The sequence below is a fragment of the Leifsonia sp. EB41 genome (assembly GCF_041262565.1).
Taxonomy (GTDB): Bacteria; Actinomycetota; Actinomycetes; order Actinomycetales; family Microbacteriaceae; genus Leifsonia.
Window position 1 is genome coordinate 2,940,900 of record NZ_JBGCCJ010000001.1, and the last position, 21,233, is coordinate 2,962,132.

Sequence of the window (21,233 nt, forward strand, 5' to 3'; positions counted from 1 at the left end):
TTCCCTATAGCTGCTCGAACTGATGCAATTACGTCAATTATCGAGCATAAACTTTCAGACGGACAGGGCGGCGACTCAGCGTCAGGAGACCGCCGGTCGGCACTTCCACGTCGAGGAGCGTTGCGGATCCGTCGAGCAGCACCGAGTCGATGAGCCGTCCCTCGGCGTCGCGGACCGTGAGCTCCACCGAATCGAGAGTGTCCGTGCCGCGGAGTACGACACCGCTCGCGTCTGCGTTTGCGATGTGCACGATGCGCCAGTCGCCCTGCGGTACCTCGACCGTGACCGGCGCATATCGGCCGATCACGTGCACACGATTGTCAGCCGCCCTCACGATCGGGTAGCCCAGGTCGGGACGCTCCGGCCGGAAGCTGCCGTGGAGGAGCGTATTCGCGTTCTCCTTCCAGAACTCGATCCAGAAGCCCAGGACACGGCGTTGAGAATCGGAAAGAGCCACCAAGTCGACGGAGACCTGGGGCACTCCGAAGAGGGTGTTGATCAGATGCTGGGCGACGCGCTCCGGGCTGTCCTGGTCCCCCCACATCACCGGGTCAGAGTGGATGGAGACGCCGGGTGACGTCAGGCGGAGATCGACGATGCCCAGCCGATTCTGCAGCGGGCTCAGCGGGCAGTCTGAGACGCGGAGCATGGTCGCGTATCGGGCGGCCGCGGGGCCGATGTAGGGCTCGCGGAACTCGAGCATAAGTTCTGGCCGGATCGCCGCTGCCTGCTCCGTGAGCTCGCGGAGCAGCTGGAGGGCGGAGACCTCGACGGACGCGCCGTCCGCGTCAGCGGGTGGCGCTTGATCGTGGTCGCGGGCGAACCGTTCGAGGAAGTCGATCTTGAGACCGTGGGCGCCGGTGGTCTCGAGCAGACGCAGCAGGCGTCCGACAAGGTGCGCCCGAGCCGCGGGGGAGCGGGGATCGAGAACGGCGGTCTCGAGATCCGGCTCGTCGGCCACGATTGCAGCCTTGTCGAGCTGATAAGCCTCCGACCGGTAGCCGATGAAGGGCGTTCCCACCCACCACATGGTGCGCATCCCGAGCTGTTCGACCGATCGCACGAAGGCTCTCGGGTCGGGGAATGCGCCGGCCTCGGGCCGCCAGTCGCCGGCCGTTCCGTAGCCGCGGCCCGTTTCACGGGTCTGCCAGCCGTCGTCGACGATGACGGTGCCGAACCCGTACTTCGCGGCCTCGTGGAGCTGCGGGAGCAGGGTCCGCTCGGTGACGTCGAGGTGGACCGCGTACCAGGTGCAATAGACGGGGAGTTCGTTGATCGACGGGACCGGCTCGACGGCACCCCACAGGAGCCGGGTGACGGCTCCTGTGGAATCCGCGAACGTGCGACCGCCTGCGTCCAGGATCACTGTCATCGACTGGCCGTCGATCCCATCCCATTCGAACGAGACGAGCATGTCGCCGCTCTCCTCCACGATGCCGGCGCGCATGTGCAGCGGGTGGGGCCCGCGATCGGCGCCGACTGTCAGGATCGACCGGTCGTCGGTCGCGACGAGGTTGACGACGGCCATTCCGTCCAAGGGTGAAGCCCTCAGCGCGTCGCCCCATGAAGGCGGGATGGACCCATGTGGTGCCGTGCTGCCTGGCCGCCACAGGGTCACAGCGTCGGCAGCGGGAACGCGCAGCGAAAGCGTGAACGACCCTGAGCTGTCGGGCCCGACGTTCAGGACGATCAACCCCTCCGCGGTGTGTCCCTGCCGGATCGGAGGCAGAGCGATCTCCGTCGCAGCGGAGAGCGTGCCGCGCACGTGCGGCGCGCCGTCGACGCTGAAGACCTGGCTGGCGCCCGACGGCTGCACTCCCGGGATCCACACGGAGTCATCGATGAGTTGGCTGGTCATGGATGCAGGAGTTCCTATCGCTACTTGCTGCCGGTGAATGAGACGCCGCCGACGATCTGCTTCTGGGCGACGAAGAAGATGACGACGCAGGGCAGGACGACGACGATGGCGGTCGCCATCAGAAGCGGGGTGTTGGTGCCGTTGACCGACGAGAAGCCGGCCAGGCCGAGAGGGAGCGTCTTCCAGCGGTCGGACGTGAGGTAGATCGCCGGCGTGAGGAAGTTGTTCCAAGAGGCCATGAACTGCAGCACGGCAGCCGCGACGATGACAGGCTTCGAGAGGGGCAGGTAGATCGACCGCCAGATCCGGAACCAGCCGGCCCCGTCCACGATCGCTGCGTCGGTGAGCGACAGCGGCAGTCGCAGATAGAACTGGCGGAACAGGAAGATGAAGAACGGCGATCCGAGCATCGCGGGCAGGATGATCGGGTATAGCGAGTTCATCATGTCCAGCTGGCGGAAAAGGACGAACTGCGGCACGAGCGTTACTTCGCCGGGGAGAAGCATCGTCGCAAGGATGACGCCGAAGACGATTCCCGCGCCCCGGGCCGGGATCCTCGCCAGGGCGAATCCGACCAGGGACGACACGACCACCGTGGCGACGACGGGGATGACGGTGCTCAGGACGCTGTTCGTGAGGTACTGCCAGAACGGGAAGCTGTTGAGGCCGTCGACATAGTTCGAGAACTGCCACTGCACGGGCCAGAGGGCGATGCCGCCGGAAGCGACGCCGAAGCGCGTGCGCAGCGAGGTCGCGATCATCCACAGGAACGGATAGGCGAAGACGAACGACCCCACGACGAGGATGACGACCTGGATCGCCCTGCGCGGGCGAGAAGCCTCCCCGGGGATCATCGGCCGTCTCCGGCGTCGGGATCTCGGCGCCTGATCCTCGACCAGAGTGGCCGGCGCTTCCATGACCGGGGTTGCGATGTCATCAGCGGACACGGCGCTGCCTCCTTCGGCTCGGAGCGGCGGACTCGTAGTAGACCCAGAAGGAGCTTCCACGGAAGATGAGCGCGGTGAGGATGAGGATCATCACCAGCAGGATCCACGCAAGTGCAGAGGCGTAGCCCATCTTGAAGAACTGGAAACCGTTCTGGAACAGGTAGTAGACGTAAAAGAGGAGCGAGTTCGCGGGGCCTCCGCCGTTCTGAGTGACAAGGTAGCCCTGGGTGAAGATCTGCATCGCACCGATCAGGCCCGTGACGACGTTGAAGAAGATCACCGGGCTTATCTGGGGGACGGTGATGCTCCACATCTGCCGGATCCGGCCTGCACCGTCGAGCTGAGCCGCCTCGTACAGCTCGGTGGGGACGTCTTGGAGGCCGGCCAGGTAGATGATCATGTTTCCGCCGACGGTCCAGAGGCTCATCAGGATCACGGCGGGGAGCGCCCAGTTCGGATCGTTGAACCAGCTCGGTCCCTGTATGCCGAACAAGGCGAGGACGCCGTTGACCAGACCGTAGTTCGGGTTGAAGACCCACAGGAAAAGGACGGTCTGCGCGACGCCTGTGACAAGGCTGGGCAGGTACCAGATTGTGCGGAAGATGTGGATTCCCCGGACTTTGACGTTCATCAACAGCGCGACGGCCAGGGAGAGGACGGTCTGCAATGGAACGCTGACGACCGCGTAGGTGAGAGTCACCTTGATCGCCTGACCGAGAAGGGGGTCTGCCGCAGCCTTTTGGTAGTTGCTCAGGCCGGAGAAAACCGGGGGGTTGATCAGGTCCCAGTCGAAGAACGACAGGCCGAGCGAGTAAATCATCGGACCGACAGTGAACAGGAGGAATCCGAAGATCCACGGTGAGACGAAGAGCCAGAAGGCGGCGGTGGTCTTACTGAGCCACCGCCGCCTCACGGCGACTGCGAACCCGCCCGCTACGAGTGCCGCGAGGGCGATGACCAGCAGCGCGAAGGCGACGATCGGGCGCAGGCCCGGTTCGATGCCGACCCACTGCAGGAAGTCCTCCAGCGCCTGAATGAGGGGGCTCATGGCGCCTACTTTCCGTCGAGTGCGGCTTGGCAGGCCTTGTTGAGCTCGGGCAGCACGGTCGAGGGGGACTCATGCCCGGACCCGACGGCGGTCCGCGATCCGAGGTCGGTGGTCAGTTTTGTCTCGATCACAGTCGTCTGCTTGACGGACGGCGTCATCTTCGACTGGTCGACGGCGGAGATGAACGTCTTCAGATCGAGGTCGGGTGCGGCCGCGCGGAACGGCTTCTCCGCGGCCGCGATGACCGGCACGCCGAGCGAGGAGGTCTTCGTCGTGAGGAGGTCCTGGGCGCGCTTGTCTGTGGAGACGAAGTCGACGAACGTCTTGGCCGCCTTGGTCTGGGCGGCGTTGGCGGTCTTCGAGATGCCGAGACCGTCGATCTCCATCGGCTCGCCCTTTCCGGGCACGGGCACGACGGCGAAGTCCGACGCGTTCTTCAGCCCGGCCAGCTGCGCGATGTTCCACGGGCCGAAGTCCGGATACATCGCGATGCGCCCGATGCTTAGCCAATCGAACATATCCTGTCCCTGCGCGTCGAGGAGGGTCGGCGCGTATCCGTTAGGACCCTGAGCCGCGATGACCTGGTCGGCCGCCCGGGTGGAGGCGGCCGAGTCGAACTCGCAGGTCTTGCCGTTGGCGCTGTACTCCGAGCCGCCTTCGGCCGTCAGCCAGCCCTGATACCAGAGGGGCGCCGAGCCGTAGACCTTGTCCTTGCCGCTCCCGGAGGTGAGCTTGGCGCCTGCCGCGGCGAACTCGTCGGGGGTCATCGGAGTGCTCGCGTCGGGCACAGCGACGCCGCTCTTCTCGAACAAGGTCTTGTTGATCGCCATGACCTTGGTCTTCACGGTGAAGGGGGTCTCGTAGTACTTGCCGTCGACCTTCGCGCTCTCTGCGATATTCGGCGAGTAGTACGCGGAGGGATTGAGTTCGACCGGCTGATAGGCGCTCACGAAGCTGGCAAGGGAGGTGTTGGAGATTTGCGAGACGGTCGGTGCGGTGCCGCCGGCGATCGTCGTCTGGAGTTGCTGCTCGTAGTTGTTCTGCACCCACGTGGATTCGACCTTGATATCGGGGTGCGCCTTCTCGAAGGCTGCGACGATCGCCTTGATCGTCGCGTTCTCCTGGTTGTTGCCCCAGTGGGCGAACGTGATCGTGGCGCCCGACCCGTTGTCGGACCCGCCGCCTGGAGCGTGGCTGCAACCGGCCAGCAGTGCAAGGACGCCGGCGGCGGCCAGCGCTGCGAGGAATTTCGTCTTCTTCATCATTTCGCCTTTGATCGTGATGGTGAGGGTTGGGTTGGGTTCAATGGCTCGACAGGCGCGCCGTGGTACCGGTGGGGACGTTTGTTGTAGTGACGCTGCCGTCGCCGAAGCGGGCGGTCCAGCGAATGGGCGAGGGCGACGAGTGCACGGTGAGTTCGCTCGAATTGCGCCCGTCGTGCCGGATCGTGACGACCGCGGTGCCGATTCGGACAGTACCCGCCTCGGCCCACTCGTCGTCCCTCAGGTGGGATCGAGTGGAGATCGCTCCGTCCGCGACGGGGACCAGGCCGGTGAGGCCCGATGCGAGGTGGGCGATCGCCGTGAAGGACACTTCGGGGTAGTCGTCGCGTGACTCCAGAAGGTAGTGGATCCAACGCCGGGCTTCGTCGTCCTCGCCGTAGTTGAGGTACGCCTCTGGCACATAGGTGAGGGCCTCGATGTTGCGCGGCGGGCTCGTCCTGAGCAGGTCGGTGAGTCGGGATAGGTGGGCCTTGGCGCGATCGGGGTCGGCGATCAGACCCTTCACGGCCGGGAACCATACGGCCTCCAGGCCGTTACCGAGCACAGGGCCAGCCGGGTCGAACCCAGTCAGGTAGCGTTGCGCGCCGGCGTCCCACCATTCGAGATCGAAGAGCTCGCGGAGCCGAGCCGCCTCCGCTGTGAATGCCAGGCGCTCATCGTCGTCTGCCGCGATGCGGGCATACGCATCCACCGCGGCCCATTGACTGGCGATGCCGTCTGCGGCGACCTGGATGTCCGGCGTGGTCTGCGCCTCGTTATACGTGGGACTTCCCGCAAAGATGTCTCGTGCGCTGTGCGCACCGGCGACACCGTCGCCGCGGATGTCGTGCAGCCTCACGAAGTCCCCGAGCGACCGGCGATAGTAGGCGGCGAGGTCGGAGTCGGCGAGCCACCGGTCCTCGCCCGTCCACAGCCGCTGCTCCAGCGCGATCTGAGTCAGCTCGAATGCGGCAGGAACCTCGCGCACAAAGTCGTCATCCGAGTGATAGTCGATCGCGGCCGGCTCGCCGTCGAAGGTGAACGCCCAGAGCGGATACCATCCCCTGCGCTGCGTCGCCGAGCGGGCGAAGTGCCGGATCATGGCGAAGTTTTCCTCATCGAGCCCGAGAAGGTGTGCGCCGAGGGCTTGGTGCGTAACATCGCGGGAGTAGAACATCGGACGGTCAGTCAGTCCTGCCCAGTAGGACGGCAAGGCAGTACTCAGTCGTTTGGTCTGAACCCACTCCAGCGCCCGCAGCCGCGCCCATTCGAATCCGTCGTTCAGCAGGGGCGATGAAGACACGAAGGTGATCGGCGCGTCCGGGGGCGTCGTTGCCAGGTTCATGGCTCGACGGTAAGCTAGCTGCCCGATCAATTGCAATTAGTTTCATAAATACGTCAAGAGTGCGTCAAACGCTTTGATGTTGTGAAGGGAAGCACATGTGCACCGGAGCACGATGCCGCGGCGAAAGCGGCCCGCGAAGAACCTTCGAAGTGACGGACTTCGGTGCTGACCCGACGGGGCGAGGCGACGCGACGCGGGCTATTCGACAAGCGCTCGAGGCCGCACGTGACGAAGGCGGTGCCGTCAGAGTGGCGTTCGCGCCAGGTCGCTATGCCATCCATGCTCCGAATGCGGAACGCCGAGAGCTCTATATCTCCAACACCGTTGGAGCAGACCCAGACCATCGTGAGAAGGCGATTGGGATCCTGGTGGAGGGGTTCGACGACATCGAGGTCGACGGACGAGGAGCAGTCCTCGAGTTTCACGGGCGCCAAACCACGGTCGGTGTCATCGACACAGACGTCGCTGAGCTGCACGACTTCACCATCGACATGATCGCCCCGACCGTCGTCGAACTGACCGTCCGCGACGGGGGGACGACGGGCGAGCGCAGCTTCCGGATCCTGGAGGTTCCGCCTGACCTCGGATGGTCGATTCACGGCACTGAGATCGTCTGGCACGGTGAGGAGGGCGTAGGCGACTTCAGCTGGTCCGGTCGTGGGGCGATGGAGTACTCGCAGGTCCACGACCCAGTCCGCGATCGAACCTGGCGGGCTCCATGCACCCTGTTCGACGATGTGGTGTCACTGACGTCGCAAGGCCGGGGAATCCTGGTCGAATACAGCAGCCCCACCCCACCAGGCGATGTGGGTCTGGTCTATCAGTTACGCAACATCACACGAGATCATCCCGGACTGCTCGCCCTCGACAGTGGATCGGTCTCAATTCGCGACGTATGCGTCGGCTACCTTCACGGATTCGGCCTGGTAGCGCAAAACGGTCGAGACCTCGTACTCGAACGGGTTCGGTTCCAGACGATTCCTGGGTCAGGTCGCAAATCTGCGGGCTTCGCGGATTTCGTCCAGTGCTCAGCAATGAGAGGTGAGATCCGGGTTGCCGACTGTCTGTTCGACGGCGCGCACGACGACGCGATCAATATCCACGGTACCTACCTCCGGATCGTCGGAGTCTCGGGTCGGCAGGCTCTGCTGGAGTACGCGCATCCGCAGACAGCAGGGTTTCCTCAGTTCGCACGAGGGGAACACGCCGATGTCATCGTCGCGGCGACCGGCGAGGTCATCGCTCGAGCGCTCACCGTTGTTGAGGTGTCGTGCCCGTCCGGCCGGGATCACGAGCGCGACTTGCTAACGATGTCTGTCGCCTTCGAGGATCTGCCCGACGTCGTTGTCAAAGCGCGAGCCGGTACCTTGGCGATCGAGAACATCACGAGGGCGCCAGCAGTTCACATCTGCGGAAACACCTTCAAGAACCTGCCCACAAGGGGCGTGCTCGTTTCGACGCGAAAACCCATCGTCATCGAGAACAACGTGTTCGATTCCCTCGGAATGGCGGGCATCCTGATCTCATCGGATGCCAGCAGCTGGTGGGAATCGGGCCCGGTCACCGACTGTCGCATCAGTGACAACGAGTTCCGCCTTCTGAACGGGCCGGCGGTGCTGATCGAGCCCGGTGGTGACGTTTCGGGTCTCCGAGAGCCCGTCCACGGCACCATCGAGCTCCTCCGCAATACTGTCTACGCGCTCCCGGAAATCGCGGAGCCGCTCGTGGCCTTCACGAGCGTCGCGGAGCTGACCCTCGTCGGCAACCGGGTCGACGGCATCGATGCTGGTGACAACCACTACGAATACGATCCCAGCGCGAGTCGTTATGCCCGCCGGGAGCGATGCTCGTCGCTTCACGGGGGGCAGCAGCCGTGGCACGTCGCGGCCGCCGACGACTGAAGTCCCGAACCTTTTGCTACCCGTGTTGAGGGTGGTGGGAGTCTGGCTGTCGAATGTTGTCGGTAAAGGCGATCGCGTCGGCCGTGTTCTCGTCGAGCGCGCGCATCGAGTCCAGGCGCAGCCGGGTGTCGCCCCATCGTTGAAAAGACTCTTGCCGAGAGACGACTGACTCCCATGTCGGCTCGGGGAATCCTGCGATTCCTCTCCGTCGCTTCTGCAGCCGGTGTTGGTGTGTTGCCGGATCGCTGCAGAAGACCTCGATGAAAGCCAGCGGAGTTACGAGGTCTGCGGCGAGCGACTTCCATTGGCCGCGGGCTTCCTCCACGTCGTTCACCGCATCGATCAGCACATCATTCCCGACGCGCAGTTGCTCCCTGGCAAGATCTTCCGCGACGACGTATGCCGCGAGTCCGGTCGGCTGGGTCCGTTCGACTCCGGCCCGCCAGATGGCTGCCTCGATGGGATCCACCGAGAGAAGCGCGCAACGTAGCGCTTTCGCGAGTTCAGCAGCGAGCGTGCTCTTGCCCGAACCGGGAAGCCCCGCCATCACGATCAACATGGCTTCATTCTTGCGTCAGGATCACGAACGAATCGCCTACCTACGACCGTGCCCCACAAAAGCCCCGCGACTGCTTTCAACGAGCACCAGGGCACGTAATCGAACAAACGCGAAATCCTGCGGTCCTGTGGCCTCTTGAGAGCGCTTAGGGTGTCGCCCGATCCGACGCGCCTTTCGTGACGCCAGTACATATGACTCGGCCAGATCTCTTGCTGCCCTTCGCCATGGACGCAGCCCACCTGCCTGTCTGCGTGCGATCGATCGGTCAGGCCACCGTGACCCGTGCACGCGCTATGTTCGGGATCCGGGCGTGAGCTGAGGTCGGATCGTCGCTGGTCTGAGCCGTGACCCGCACCGAGAGGAGATGGGTGCCAGGCTTTTCGAATGAGACCTGGCGCTCGAGTACGACCTGACGTTCGGGGGTGATGTCCTCGGGCTCACCGAGAGCACCCTTGCCGCTGAGGTCAGTGCGGACCTCGACGACAACGCCCGAACCGAGAGCGCTCGCCGTGATCCGGATCGTGACCGGCTCGCCGACACCGACGGAGACTGCTTCAAGGCCGTTGGCGGTCAGCGAGACCGCAGGCTGCACGCCCTTGCGTTCGTCGGCATCCAGCGGCACGGCAACCTGGCCGTCGACAACCTCGTATGACGTGGTCGCGGCCGGCTCGATCCCGTCTTCGACCCACGCGGCGAGCTGGCGGAGCGCTGTCTCCAGTGCGCCGACGTAGTTGACGGTGCGGGTGGGGAACTCCTGCGGGTCGTCGTCGCCGTGCAGCGCGTTTTCGATATACCAGAGTCGGAATGTGTCGTTTGTGCGGTCTCCGACGTGCTCTGTGACCCGGCTGCGGTACCAATCCGCCTGCCAGGGGAAGGCCTCCCGGTCGAGCAGGCATGCGACGACGATCATCTTCTGCGTGATGGCGCCGTTCGGAACGGTCCCTGAGGCTGCCTGCGTGAACAGCGGGCCGAGCAGCATGGGGCGCTGGGGTGCGGTGGGTGTGCCGTCGGCACCGCGGAACTGATCCCACACGGCGTATTCGGGGCCGGGCACCTGGTGCCGGTGGTAGGTCTGGGCGGCGAGGAAGTTCGAATTGTCGAGCAGGACCTCGTCGCCGATCGACAGCGATGCGACGAGGTCGTCCTGGCCGGGCTCGATGCGGGCGATGTCGCCGTCGACACTGGAGAGCCGAAGGATTCTTCGCGCCGCCGAGCCGGTCGTGATCGTCAGCTGCGCCCCGAGAATCCAGCCGGTCGGAACGTCGGCGAGTCGGACCGCCGCGATAGCCGAGCCCGACGGCGCCGTGTGAAGGAACGACTCGTCGACGCCTCCGGCCACGGGCTCGTCGGCCCGCTCGGAAGCGTCGGACACGAGGGCGGCGATGGTGGTCGCGAGCTGAACCCGGTCACGATTGACGGACGCCGCGGGGTCGGCGCCGAGGTACCCCTCGACCGTCCAGAAGTCGTCCGGATAGCTCGGGTCTGCGGCAAGGACGCCCGGGTACAGCACGCTGAAGGCATGCATGCCCATCGTCTTCCAGCCGAACCAGGAGCGTGGAGGGAAGCCCATCCTCGTGACCTCGGCCAGGGCATCCCTCTGCTCTTCTGTGAGGTCGAGGGCCGACGGGTCGCCGCCGGCGTCGTAGGCGTCGACGATCGCCGGGAAGACGTCGCGCAGGACCCGCTGCGCGTGCATCCGCACGCTGAACACGTTCGGGATCGACATCGGGCTGCCGGGCACGTAGGGCACGAAGCCGTCCCAGACGCCGGTCGTGTTCTCGGCGGCGCCGATGGTCCGGTAGGCGCCGCCGCTGCCTCCGTAGAGGTAGCCGTAGGGCCGGTGGTCGCCGTAGAGGTCGCGCGCGACCTCACGCGAGAACCGTGCGGCCGCGGCGTTCGCGCGGTAGGCGCCGATGCTGGGGTCCATGCCCGAGAAGGGGTTCGCGGCATCTGGACCACCCCCGTTCGTCTCGACGAAATAGGCGCCGCTGTCGACCGAGAACGCGATCTTGTTGTATTCGCCGACGATCTCCGGAGCGAGATTCTCGCTCTGCGGCACCGGCGTCACGTGCTGGAAGAACCGGCCCTGGTAGGCATCCTCGGTGGGGAAGTAGAACGAGAACCGGGTGTCGGTGCCCTCGAACCCGCCGTGCACGTAGCGGTGGTGAACCGGTGCGTCGCGCCACTCGTTGAGGTCGACGAAGGGATGCGCGAACAGCTCATCTGCGATCGCCGGCTCGTCGGTAGGGCGGGTCGCGATCTGCTCTGCAGTCATTACTTGATGCCTTTCAGCGGGGAGATGGCGACGGCCGCGAGGAGGACGAGCGCGAACGCCGCGATCCAGACCCCGACGTAGCCGCCGGTGACGGCGACGACCGTGCCGGCGAGGATCGGCCCGAGCGCCTGTCCGAGGTTGGACCCGAGGCCGGCCACTCCCAGGTCGCGGCCGGCCGCCTTCTCGTCCGGCAGCACGTCGATGAACAGCGCCTGGTCGACCGGCAGGTAGATGCCGAAGGCGATGCCGCCGACGATCGCCTGGACGAAGAGTCCGAGGACGGTCGGCGAGATGATCGGGATGAGCATCGAGAAGCCCATCAGTACGGAGGCGATGATCACGAAGATGCGTCGCTTGCCGATCCGGTCGGAGAGCCTGCCAGCGATGAACAGGACGATGATCGTGACCGGCACGCCCACGAGTGTGAGCAGCGGTGCGAGCTGGGTCGCCTGCGTCTGGCTGAGCGCGGGCCGGATATAGCTCTGCAGCATGTAGAGGCTGAGCGCCGTCGAGACGGTGTAGCCGAAGCTGAGCAGGATGCGCGCGACCCACACCCAGCGGAAGTTGCGTGAGCGGAGCGCGATCGTGAAGCCCACGAAGAAGCCCTTCCAGTCCATCTTCGGAACCAGGAGGTTCTTCGACGAGCGGTCGCGGGCGAACAGTACGAACATCACGCCGGAGAACGCGACGAACGCCGCGATGATGAAGTAGATGTCGAGCCCGAGCGTGGCGAAGAGCGAGCCGGCCGCGAGACCGCCGAGCAGACCGCCGAAGAAGTTGCCGAAGCCGCCGAGGGCGGAGGCGGTTCCCCGCCGGTTCTGCGGCATCCGGTCGGCGACGGTGGTCGCGAGCGGGCCCACGGCCGCGTTGATGAAGGCCTGAGCGAACATATAGACGATCGCCAGCACCACGAGGGTCGGCGAGAAGCGCATGAGCACCAGGAGCAGCGACCCGACGAGGCTGCCGAACAGGATCCACGGCGCGCGGCGACCCCAGCGGCTGCGCGTGCGGTCCGCGAGAACGCCGACCACGGGCTGGATCAGCATCGTGAGCACGACCCCGATGGAAGTGATGACCGCGAGGGCCTGGGCGCGCGCGGAGTTGAACTCCTTCAGCAGCTCCAACTGGTGAGCCTGGGCCGCGGTCGCCGTCGTGGTTCCCGCATCGACCGCCTGCTGCAGGAGGGTGAGTTTCTGGAGGTCGATGCCCGCGTTCGCGCCCGTGAACCACTGGCCGAACTCGAGGATCTGCACGTGGTTCGGCAGCAGGATTCCGAGGACCGCACCCCAGACCGCGCTGATGGCGATGGTGAGGATCGTGTACCAGGTGAGGTACCGGCGCGAGAGTCGGCCCTTGATCAGGATCGGCGACGTGCCCGGCTCGGCCGGGTCGAGGACGATGTCGCGCTTGCTCTTCGGGGAGGGCATGGTCTGCTGTGGCTCTGGCGCCAGGGTGTCGCTCATCGGGTATCCCATCGACGGTGATGTGAAAACAGCATGACATGCGGGTTTCGAATTTCGCAAGTCAAACCCGCATATCATGCTGTTTATGACAGAACGCGGACCGTACGCGAAGGGCAGGGCGAAGCGCGCCGAGATCCTCGACGCCGCGCTTGAGGTGATCGACAAGCAGGGTTACGCCGCGGCGACGGTCAAAGAGCTCGCCGACGCGGTGGGCCTGAGCCAGAACGGCCTCTTGCACTATTTCGGCTCGAAGGACGCGCTCTTCGCCGAGATCCTCCGCCGCCGTGACGAACTCGCCGAGATCGCGATCAACACGCAGCGTCCCGGGTTCGCTGAAGGCCTGGTCGAGGCCTTGCTCGACGCCGTTGATGAGGAGACGTCATCGCCCGGACTCGCCCAGCTCGCGTTGCGGGTCACCGGAGAGGCGACGGAGCCCGACCACCTCGCGCACGAGTTCATCGGCCGCCGCTACGAGCTGGTTCGAGCCGTCGTGCGCGACGCGGTCACAGAGCTTCAGAAGACCGGCCGCCTGGCGCCCGAGATCGACGCAGAAGCGGTCGCCGCCCTCGTGTTCGCCAGCTGGGACGGCCTGCGCATCCAGTGGATGTACGACAGGACCATCGACCTGAGAAGACAGATGGCCTACCTCCTGCGCGCGCTCGGGCTCACTATCGACGCCCCGGTCGCGACGGGGGACTGAACGCGATCCGATGACGGTTCCGGACGCGGCGAACGCCGACGACCGTGGCGTCGCGTCTCTGCTGCGGAGCCTCATCGACCAGCCGTGAGCCGGAGCCGGCCGACCCGGGCGGCCGGCTCCGGTTCGGCACGTCACCGGGGCGTCGATGCGATCCCTGCACGCCCACAACCGGAGCACCCTCGACCCGGCCGATCCCGTCGACTACGCCAACCAGATCATCGCCATGCTCGGCGGGACGGATGCGCCCCTCCCCGTCAACATTCAGCAGGCGGAACGCTGACGCGATGCCTGAAAGAGCGGCCCGCTGCTAGCGTGCGCCCATGAGGATCGCGATCATCGGAACAGGGCGTGTGGGATCGACCGTCGGCGCGGGCCTCGCCCGAGCCGGTCACGAGGTCGTCTATGGCTCACGGACGCCGGAGAAGGCCGGCCACCTGTCCGCACCCAGTCGCAGTATCCCCGAGGCGGTCGACGGGGCCGAGGTGGTGATCGCCGCAGTGCCTGGCTCGATCACGCGGGAGGTGCTGGCCGGCGTCGGCCCGGACGCGCTCGCCGACAAGGTCCTCATCGACGTGGGCAACTCGCTCACTGAAGGATTCCGACTCAGCTTCCCGAACGGCAGCCTCGGCGCGACGCTGCAACAGGACTTCCCCCGAACCCGGGTCGTGAAGACCCTGAACACCGTGAGCGCGCCGCTGATGGCCGACCCCGGCCGGCTGCCGCAGACGACGGTCTTCCTTTCCGGCGACGACGCTGCGGCGAAGGCGGCAGTGGAGGGACTCCTCGGCGACCTCGGCTGGGCCGCCGAGTCCCGGATCGACCTCGGCGGGATCGAGACCGCACACGGCCCGGAGCACTACATCTTCCTGTCGATGCTGGTCGCGCGGAAGCTCGACACGACCGAGTACGGGATCGCGGTCGTCAGCTGACGAGCGCGGGATCAGTCCTTCGCGGCAGCGGACTTCTTCCAGCGAGCGTGCTCTTGCCCGAACCGGGAAGCCCCGCCATCACGATCAACATGGCTTCATTCTTGTCGACGCGAGGTGGTCGCATTCTCTAAAGGGCTGGGAAGGATGAGTTCGCCCTGGTTGAGGCTGCCGAGCAGGCGGTTCAGCCCATCGACCGCGGAGGCCGAGTGGTCGCCTGCCCACCACTGATCGAAGGCGACTTCGTAGATCTGGTACATCATGCGCGCGGTCATCGTCACGGCGACGTCGTCGGCCGGGCGTCCCGTGCGATCGGCGAGAGCTGATTCGAGACCTCCACGCGACTGGGTCGCGATGTCCCACAGGCGGGCTCGGGCGACGGGGACCTGATCGATGAGGGCGCGTAGGCGACCGGTCTCTGGCCGACTGCTGGTCGACTCCAGCGTGGACTGCAGAATCAGCGCGAGGGACCGGCCCAGCGGTTCATCCGCGGGCCGCTCTCTGAGCGCCTGGCCCCAGTCGAACGCAGCGAACTGGGTCAGGAGCAGAAGGTCCTTGGTGGGGAAGTACCGGTAGAGGGTCGTCGAGCCCACGTCCGCGCGCTCCGCGATCTGCTCCATCGTGGTCTGCTCGTAGCCCTGGCTGAAGAACAGCTCGAGGGCCACGTCGATGACGTGGTCGCGTGTTCGTTCGGCGTTCCGCTCTCGTAGCCCCATAGCCACAGACTATATCGAAGCCCGGGCTTGCGCCCAAGTCGGTAGTGAGTTCATACTTGGTAGTCACACCCGTTATTTGGAAATGCACGAAGGAGTGTCATGTCCGCCACACCCGACTCCACGGTCTCCGATCCAGCGATGGGCGGCGCAACCGGAGCTGAGACCCCCACGCTGCGCGCCTTGAAGCTGCGCGGCCTCCTCGTCACGCTGGCCTCGGTCGCTCTCGTCGTGCCCATGCTCTGGGGTGCGGTGCAGGGCCTCTACCTGGCGCTGCAGGTGCAGACCATAGACCCCGCCGGAAAGCTCGGCGACCTGGCTCTCATCGTGGGCATCGGAGCACTCGGCTCGATCGTGGCGGCGCCCATCGCCGGCGCTCTCTCGGACCGCACGCGCACCCGCGTCGGCGGCCGTATCCCGTGGATGCTGGTGGGCGCAGCAGTCACCCTGGTCGTCGCGGTGCTGTTCGGATTCGCCACGACGATCGGCGAGGTCCTCGCGTACTGGATCCTGATCCAGATCTCGACCAACTTCATCATGACGCCGCTCAGCGCCCACATCCCGGATCGGGTGCCGCTCCTCCGGAGGGGGACGTTCTCGGCGGTCTTCGGGCTGGGTACCCTGATCGGCTCGGTGCTGGGCCAAGCGGTCGGGGCGGCGTTCGCGTCCGTCATCCCCGTCGGCTACATGACGGTCGCGGGCATCCTGGTCGTCGTCACGGTGGTGTTCGCCCTGGTCAACAAGCGATCGAATCTGGACGAGCCGAAGCAGCCGATCAGCGTGAAGGCGGTCCTGCAGACCTTCTGGGTGAATCCGATCGCGCATCCGAACTTCGCCTGGACGTTCGCGGCGCGGTTCGCCTTCTTCCTCGGTTACTTCGTCGTGCAGGCGTATGCCCTCTACTGGCTTCAGAGCTACGTGGGGCTGGGCGCCGGCGCCGTCGCTGCGATCCCCTTGGTCAGCGTCGTGGGACTGGTGGGGATGCTGATCTCGACACCGCTCGGAGGTCTGCTGCTCGACCGGCTGGGGCGCACCAAACCGATGATCTACGTCACCTCCGCTGTGCTCGCCGTCGGGCTGCTCATTCCGATCTTCGCCCACACCTTCCCGGCCATCCTGGTCTACTCGTTCGTCGCGGGACTCGGGTTCGGCGCCTATCAGTCCGTCGACTATGTGCTCGTGACCCAGGTGCTTCCCTCGAACGCGGAGGCGGGCAAGGACCTCGGAATCGTCAACATCTCCACCAGCCTCCCGCAGACGATCGGTGTCGCCGTCGCCGGCGGGGTCGTGGCCTTCGGCGGCTATGCGGCGCTGTTCCCGGTCGGAGCAGCTCTCGTCGCCATCGGAGCGCTACTGATCATCCCGATCCGCGGAGTCCGCTGATCCCTTGCACCGAACACGCAACAAAGGAGCAATCACACGTGAACACACCCGCACCGTCCGGCAGCGCTGAAGACGTCCGCGAGCCGGAAGCCCCCGACATCGCATCCCTCCAGGGTGCACCCCTCACGCCCAGCGGGCTGATGAAGCTCTTCGGCGACGACCTGAAGGGCATCCGCCAGGTCCTCCTCGAGGGACAGACCTGCCGCCTCCACATCTTCGACGCCACGACCCTGTCGTCGACCGTAGTCGCCGAGTTCGACGGCCGCCGATTCGAAGCCCCCAACTGGAGCGTCGACGGCCAGGTGCTCTACCTCAACGGCGACGGCGACCTGTGGGCCATCGCGCTCGAGGCGCCGCACGAGGCACACCGGGTCCCTTACGAAGGCGTTCCGGCACTCAACAACGACCACGTCCTCGACCCTGCAGGCGACGCCATCTACCTCTCGGCGATGGACGGCCACATCTACCGCGGTGCGCTCGACGGCAGCAGCATCGACAGGATCACCGACGAGCACGACATCTGGCACTTCCTCCACGGGATCTCGCCCGACGGCGGAACGCTCGGGTTCGTCCGCGTGAGCGGGGAGCCGGGTCCGAGCAGGCTGGCGCTGGTCGACTCCGCCGGAGGCCCAGTGACCGTGGTGGACACCGGCGACGGTCACATCGACGGCCCGGAGTGGTCACCCGATGGCGAGTGGATCTACTTCAATACGGAGCGTTGGGCGACTCAACCGGGCCATGCGCAGCTTGCGCGGGTACCCAGCGGGAACCTTGCCGCTGACGCCGTTGAACGACTGATCTCCACCGACACCGTCGACTGGTTCCCGCACCTCTCGCCCGACGGGCGCCTCGCCGTCTACCTCCAGTACCCCGCGGGCACCGTGGGCCACCCGGAGAACAAGGAGGTCGAGCTTGTCGTCGTGGAGACCGCTGACTGGTCGGCGCCGCTGGCGCGCATCCCGCTGTTCGGTGGCCAGGGCACGATCAACGTCAACAGCTGGAGCCCCGACTCGACGCGCTTCGCCTACATCTCCTTCCCGATTCAGACCTCCGACTGAGATACCTACCGCATCCCCCGAATCCGTCTTCGAAACTCTAGGAGCAACCCCGAATGACAACTCTGTCCGTATCGACGTACTGCATCCGCGAGCACCTCGGTCCGATGGTCTTCGACGTGACCGACCCGGCCGGGAACGACGTCCACTTCGAACTCCCGTACGAGAAGCTGCTGGACCTCTCCGACTTCCCGCAACGCGCCCGTGAGACTTTCGGCGTAGACGCCATCGAGACAGTCGCGACCCAGTTCGCCGGACTCGACGACCCAGAACTCGATCGGTTCGCGTCGGCGCTGGAGTCCGCCGACGTACGGCTCGTGAACGTGGCGATCGACGCCGGGGACCTCCTCGGCTCCGACCCGGAGAAGCGAGCCGCGGACATCGACTTGAACAAGCAATGGATCGACCGCTTCGCCGCGATGGGCTCCGCCTTCGTCCGCGTCAACCCGGGCTCGCCGTTCACGCCGCACACCGGTCAGGTGCCGCCCGCATATCTGGTCGACGCGCTCATCGAACTCGGCGATCACGCGATCCGGCGCGGCACGCGGCTACTGGTCGAGAACCACGGCGGCCCCGGAAGCGACCCGGTATGGATGAACAACCTGCTCGATGGAGTGGGTTACGACCGTCTGGGCCTGCTCCTGGATCTGGGCAACTTCGATGTGCTTCTGCAGCCCGTCCTCGCGACAGCCTTCGCCGGGATCACGGGTGTCGCGCCGGAAGCGGACTTCGCCACGATGGTCGACAGCCTGGACCTCACACCCCTCTACGACGGCATCGACGCCCTCGCCGGCCGCGCCGAGCTCGTCCACGTCAAGGTGAACGAGGTCGACGAAACCGGTGAGACCCGCGCCGTCGACCTGACGCGAGCGTTCGGCATCCTCCACCGTCACGGATACGAAGGGCCGCTGACCGTCGAGTACGAGGGCACCGGCGGAGACCCGTGGTGGAAAACCGGCCGGATTGTCGACATCACCCGAGGGTATGAGTCGAGCCCCGCGACCGCTCACGAGAGCCGACGATGACCGAGCACGTCGACGTCCTCATCATCGGAAGCGGTCCCGCCGGATCCACCTACGCGCGCACGATCGGCGACGCCGTGCCCACCGCACGCATCCTCATGGTGGAAGTCGGGCCGGGCATCCCCGGCCCGCGCGGCGAACACACCATGAATATGACCGAGGAGGCACGTGTCGCCGCTCAACTGCGGACGCAGGGACCGGAAACCGGTGTCGAGCGCGCTAAGGCGCTCTCCGACATCGCCGAGGGATTGGACCCGAGCGCGGAGTTCCGGCAGACGATCCTGCCCGGGCTCTTCTTCCTCGATCCCCGCCCTGAGCTCGCCCCGGGCGAGGTCGGGCTGCCCGCCGCCAGCATGGCCAGCGGTGTCGGCGGGATGGGCATCCACTGGGGCGCATCCACTCCGCGTCCGCAGCAATCCGAGCGCATCCCCTTCATCCCGTCGGCGGAGCTGGATGAAGCCCTCGATCACGCCGAGCAGCTCCTCGGTGTCACCTCCCACGACAGCGACGGAACAGGGCTAACGGACGCGATCTGTCGAGAGCTGGCGGACGAGTTCGACGGGCCGGGGCTCAGCCCGGTCGGAGTGCTTCAGTCGGCGATCAGCTGGGACGGCGCTCGCGCCCGATTCAGCGGAACCGGCGCCATCCTCGGCCGACTCGAGGAGGACGCGCCGGGGTTCGAGCTGCGCGCTGAGACTCTGGCGAGCTCCGTCATCGTGGACGACGGCCGCGCCGTCGGCGCCCGGCTCCAGGATCGGATCACCGGCGAACGGTACGACGTCCGAGCTGCGCATGTCGTCGTGTGCGCGGACGGCCTGCGCACTGCTCAGGTGCTTTTCGCCTCCGGTGTCCGTCCCGCAGCCCTCGGCCACTACCTCAACGAGCATTTCCAGGTGACAGCGCTCGCCGTCCTCCGTGACGAGTTCGACCCTGCGCGCTACGCCGGGTCCAGTCGGCCCGGCTACGTGCTCGTCCCGTTCTCGGACGCCCGACCGATGCAGGGCGGGGCAATGGCCGTGGCCGGCTCGCCCTACGCGCTCGACATCGGCGACGATCCAGGCACCGCGAGCCTGGCGGTGTTCCCCTGGTACGGCGCAAAGGACATCCGCTTCGACGACCGCGTCGAGTTCAGCGAGACCGAGCGGGACTTCTATGGGATGCCGAAGATGATGATCCACTACTCGCACACGCCTCGAGACCTGGCGATGATCGAGCAGCTCACGGAGAACGCCCGACGAGGCGCGGAGCGAGTAGGGATGCTCACCGAAGCGCTGCAGCTCGCGGCCGGAGGCTCCTCGCTGCACTACCAGGGCACCGTTCGCATGGGCGCCCGCGATGACGGGACATCGGTGTGCGATCAGTACCTCCGAGTGTGGGACGTGGAGCACCTCTACGTCGGCGGCAACGGTGTCATCCCGACCGCCACGGCCTCGAACCCGACGTTGACGACCGTCGCCCTCGCCTGGCGAGCAGCAGCCCGGATCGCTTCACAGCTCTCCGCATCCGCGTCGCGGCCGGTCGATGTTCTGGAGGACGCGCGATGACCCGGTCAGGTCCCGTCGGCGTCGGAATCGTCGGCGCGGGAATGGTCAGCGACCAATACCTGGACCAGCTCTCCCGCTACCCCGACCTCGCGGTGCTCTCCATCAGAAGCAGGAACAGCGGGCGGGCGGCAGCCCAGGCCGAGAAATACGGAATCCCGTCCTCCGGGGACATCGACTCGGTCCTCGCGAACGACGACGTCGAACTCGTCCTCAATCTGACCACCCCCGCAGCGCACGTTGAAGTGTCGACGGCTGCCCTGATGGCAGGCAAGCATGTTTGGAGCGAGAAGCCGATCGGTATCGAGCGCGACAGCGCGCGGACCCTCGTCGAGCTCGCCGAGGAGCGGGATCTCCTCCTGGGCGTGGCGCCGGACACTCTGCTCGGCCCGTTGTGGCAGACCGCCGGACGAGCCATCCAGGCAGGAGTCATCGGGAAGCCACTCTCGGCGACGACGCAGTTCCAGTCGCAGGGGCCGGACTGGTTCCACCCCGACCCGGCATTCCTATTCGCCACAGGGGCGGGGCCGCTCTTCGATAACGGTCCGTACTACCTCTCGGCGCTGGTAAGCATCCTCGGCCCGATCCGCGAGGTCGCCGCCGTCGGAAGCCGTGCGCAGGAGACCCGTTCCGTCCACCTCGGCCCGCTCGCCGGGACCACTTTCCGGGTCGAGGTCCCGACCCATGTCGCGGCCACGATGCTCTTCGACGGAGGGGAGATGGCGACGTCGCTGATGAGCGTCGACACCCCGAGATTCGCGCACGGGATCTTCGAGGTCACCGGGACGGAGGGCACGATGGTCATCGGGGACCCCGTCTACTACAGCGCGGAGCCCATACGGGTCTATCGGCGCTGGACCAGCTTCCCGACGACGTTCGAGCAGGACTTCGAGACGATCCCCGAGCGCGGCGCGCCCGCCGGCCGCGGAGTCGGAGCAGTCACGATGGCCAGGACCCTGCGAGGTCACGACCTCCACGTCGCCACCGGCCGACTCGGCTACCACGTCCTCGACGCCCTCGCAGCGACAGAGGAGTCCATCGCCCGCCACGAGTTCGTGAAGATCGAGAGCACGGTCGAGCGGGTGCCGCTCTTGCCTGCAGACTTCGACCCATACAAAGCGACTATTTGAAGGTCTCGGGCCCGGTGACGTGGTTGCAACACGGGGGCAGCGCGCGCCGCGCGCGCGACAGCAGGGGCGGTCGTCGCGCGGCGCGCGACATGGAGCTCTTCAGGT

General features: G+C 66.2%; 18 protein-coding genes. 9 read left to right on the forward strand and 9 right to left on the reverse strand.

Annotated elements, in window-relative coordinates:
- Positions 1–37: 37 nt before the first annotated feature.
- The 5 genes from ABH923_RS14595 to ABH923_RS14615 all read right to left on the reverse strand — a co-directional run bounded on the left by ABH923_RS14595 (position 38) and on the right by ABH923_RS14615 (position 6,460).
- Positions 38–1,858 (reverse strand): glycoside hydrolase family 36 protein, encoded by a 1,821-nt coding sequence (locus tag ABH923_RS14595; protein ID WP_370056108.1) that lies wholly within the window; start codon positions 1,856–1,858, stop codon positions 38–40.
- 20 nt (positions 1,859–1,878) lie between these two features.
- The gene (locus tag ABH923_RS14600; protein WP_370056109.1) at positions 1,879–2,712 is read right to left on the reverse strand and encodes a carbohydrate ABC transporter permease; all 834 of its coding nucleotides are present in this window, start codon (positions 2,710–2,712) and stop codon (positions 1,879–1,881) included.
- A gap of 82 nt (positions 2,713–2,794) precedes the next feature.
- A complete protein-coding gene (locus ABH923_RS14605) occupies positions 2,795–3,853 on the reverse strand; it encodes a carbohydrate ABC transporter permease (protein WP_370056110.1) in 1,059 nt (352 codons plus the stop codon).
- Between the two features lie 5 nt (positions 3,854–3,858).
- Entirely contained in the window at positions 3,859–5,115 is a 1,257-nt protein-coding gene (locus tag ABH923_RS14610; protein WP_370056111.1) for a sugar ABC transporter substrate-binding protein, read from the reverse strand.
- A 40-nt stretch (positions 5,116–5,155) separates the two neighbouring features.
- Positions 5,156–6,460, reverse strand: coding sequence for a hypothetical protein (locus tag ABH923_RS14615; RefSeq protein ID WP_370056112.1), 1,305 nt, complete (start codon positions 6,458–6,460; stop codon positions 5,156–5,158).
- 149 nt (positions 6,461–6,609) lie between these two features.
- Here ABH923_RS14615 and ABH923_RS14620 point away from each other — a divergent pair, with 149 nt between their 5' ends.
- Positions 6,610–8,361 carry a hypothetical protein gene (locus tag ABH923_RS14620; protein WP_370056113.1) on the forward strand — a complete coding sequence of 584 codons (1,752 nt, stop codon included), beginning with the start codon at positions 6,610–6,612 and terminating at the stop codon, positions 8,359–8,361.
- Between the two features lie 16 nt (positions 8,362–8,377).
- On the opposite strand, the gene ABH923_RS14625 is transcribed toward ABH923_RS14620, so the two are convergent.
- The 3 genes from ABH923_RS14625 to ABH923_RS14635 form a co-directional block, all read right to left on the reverse strand.
- Entirely contained in the window at positions 8,378–8,920 is a 543-nt protein-coding gene (locus ABH923_RS14625) for an AAA family ATPase (protein ID WP_370056114.1), read from the reverse strand.
- A 265-nt stretch (positions 8,921–9,185) separates the two neighbouring features.
- Positions 9,186–11,195: a hypothetical protein gene (locus ABH923_RS14630; protein ID WP_370056115.1), complete on the reverse strand. Its 2,010-nt coding sequence runs from the start codon at positions 11,193–11,195 to the stop codon at positions 9,186–9,188.
- Positions 11,195–12,658 carry an MFS transporter gene (locus tag ABH923_RS14635; protein WP_370056117.1) on the reverse strand — a complete coding sequence of 488 codons (1,464 nt, stop codon included), beginning with the start codon at positions 12,656–12,658 and terminating at the stop codon, positions 11,195–11,197. Before ABH923_RS14635 ends, ABH923_RS14630 begins: the two co-directional genes overlap by 1 nt.
- A gap of 85 nt (positions 12,659–12,743) precedes the next feature.
- Between ABH923_RS14635 and ABH923_RS14640 the strand changes: the two genes are divergently transcribed.
- From ABH923_RS14640 to ABH923_RS14650, 3 genes are all read left to right on the forward strand, one after another.
- Positions 12,744–13,358 carry a TetR/AcrR family transcriptional regulator gene (locus tag ABH923_RS14640; RefSeq protein WP_370056118.1) on the forward strand — a complete coding sequence of 205 codons (615 nt, stop codon included), beginning with the start codon at positions 12,744–12,746 and terminating at the stop codon, positions 13,356–13,358.
- 145 nt (positions 13,359–13,503) lie between these two features.
- Positions 13,504–13,638 (forward strand): hypothetical protein, encoded by a 135-nt coding sequence (locus tag ABH923_RS14645; protein ID WP_370056119.1) that lies wholly within the window; start codon positions 13,504–13,506, stop codon positions 13,636–13,638.
- A 40-nt stretch (positions 13,639–13,678) separates the two neighbouring features.
- On the forward strand, positions 13,679–14,287 hold the full coding sequence (locus ABH923_RS14650) for an NADPH-dependent F420 reductase (RefSeq protein ID WP_370056120.1): 609 nt from the start codon (positions 13,679–13,681) through the stop codon (positions 14,285–14,287).
- A 95-nt stretch (positions 14,288–14,382) separates the two neighbouring features.
- Here the strand turns inward: ABH923_RS14650 and ABH923_RS14655 are convergent, their stop codons facing one another.
- Positions 14,383–15,000, reverse strand: a complete 618-nt coding sequence (locus ABH923_RS14655) for a TetR/AcrR family transcriptional regulator (protein ID WP_370056121.1) — start codon at positions 14,998–15,000, stop codon at positions 14,383–14,385.
- Positions 15,001–15,099: 99 nt separating this feature from the next.
- On the opposite strand from ABH923_RS14655, the gene ABH923_RS14660 reads away from it, so the two are divergent.
- Genes ABH923_RS14660 through ABH923_RS14680 form a run of 5 tightly spaced genes read left to right on the forward strand, consistent with a single transcriptional unit; the run spans position 15,100 to position 21,128 of the window.
- A complete protein-coding gene (locus tag ABH923_RS14660; protein ID WP_370056122.1) occupies positions 15,100–16,380 on the forward strand; it encodes an MFS transporter in 1,281 nt (426 codons plus the stop codon).
- Positions 16,381–16,418: 38 nt separating this feature from the next.
- Positions 16,419–17,438, forward strand: coding sequence for a TolB family protein (locus tag ABH923_RS14665; RefSeq protein WP_370056123.1), 1,020 nt, complete (start codon positions 16,419–16,421; stop codon positions 17,436–17,438).
- Positions 17,439–17,491: 53 nt separating this feature from the next.
- The gene (locus ABH923_RS14670; protein WP_370056124.1) at positions 17,492–18,460 is read left to right on the forward strand and encodes a sugar phosphate isomerase/epimerase family protein; all 969 of its coding nucleotides are present in this window, start codon (positions 17,492–17,494) and stop codon (positions 18,458–18,460) included.
- Positions 18,457–20,001: a GMC oxidoreductase gene (locus ABH923_RS14675; protein WP_370056125.1), complete on the forward strand. Its 1,545-nt coding sequence runs from the start codon at positions 18,457–18,459 to the stop codon at positions 19,999–20,001. Before ABH923_RS14670 ends, ABH923_RS14675 begins: the two co-directional genes overlap by 4 nt.
- Positions 19,998–21,128, forward strand: a complete 1,131-nt coding sequence (locus ABH923_RS14680) for a Gfo/Idh/MocA family protein (RefSeq protein WP_370056126.1) — start codon at positions 19,998–20,000, stop codon at positions 21,126–21,128. The genes ABH923_RS14675 and ABH923_RS14680 overlap by 4 nt, the downstream gene beginning before the upstream one ends.
- Positions 21,129–21,233 lie beyond the last annotated feature (105 nt).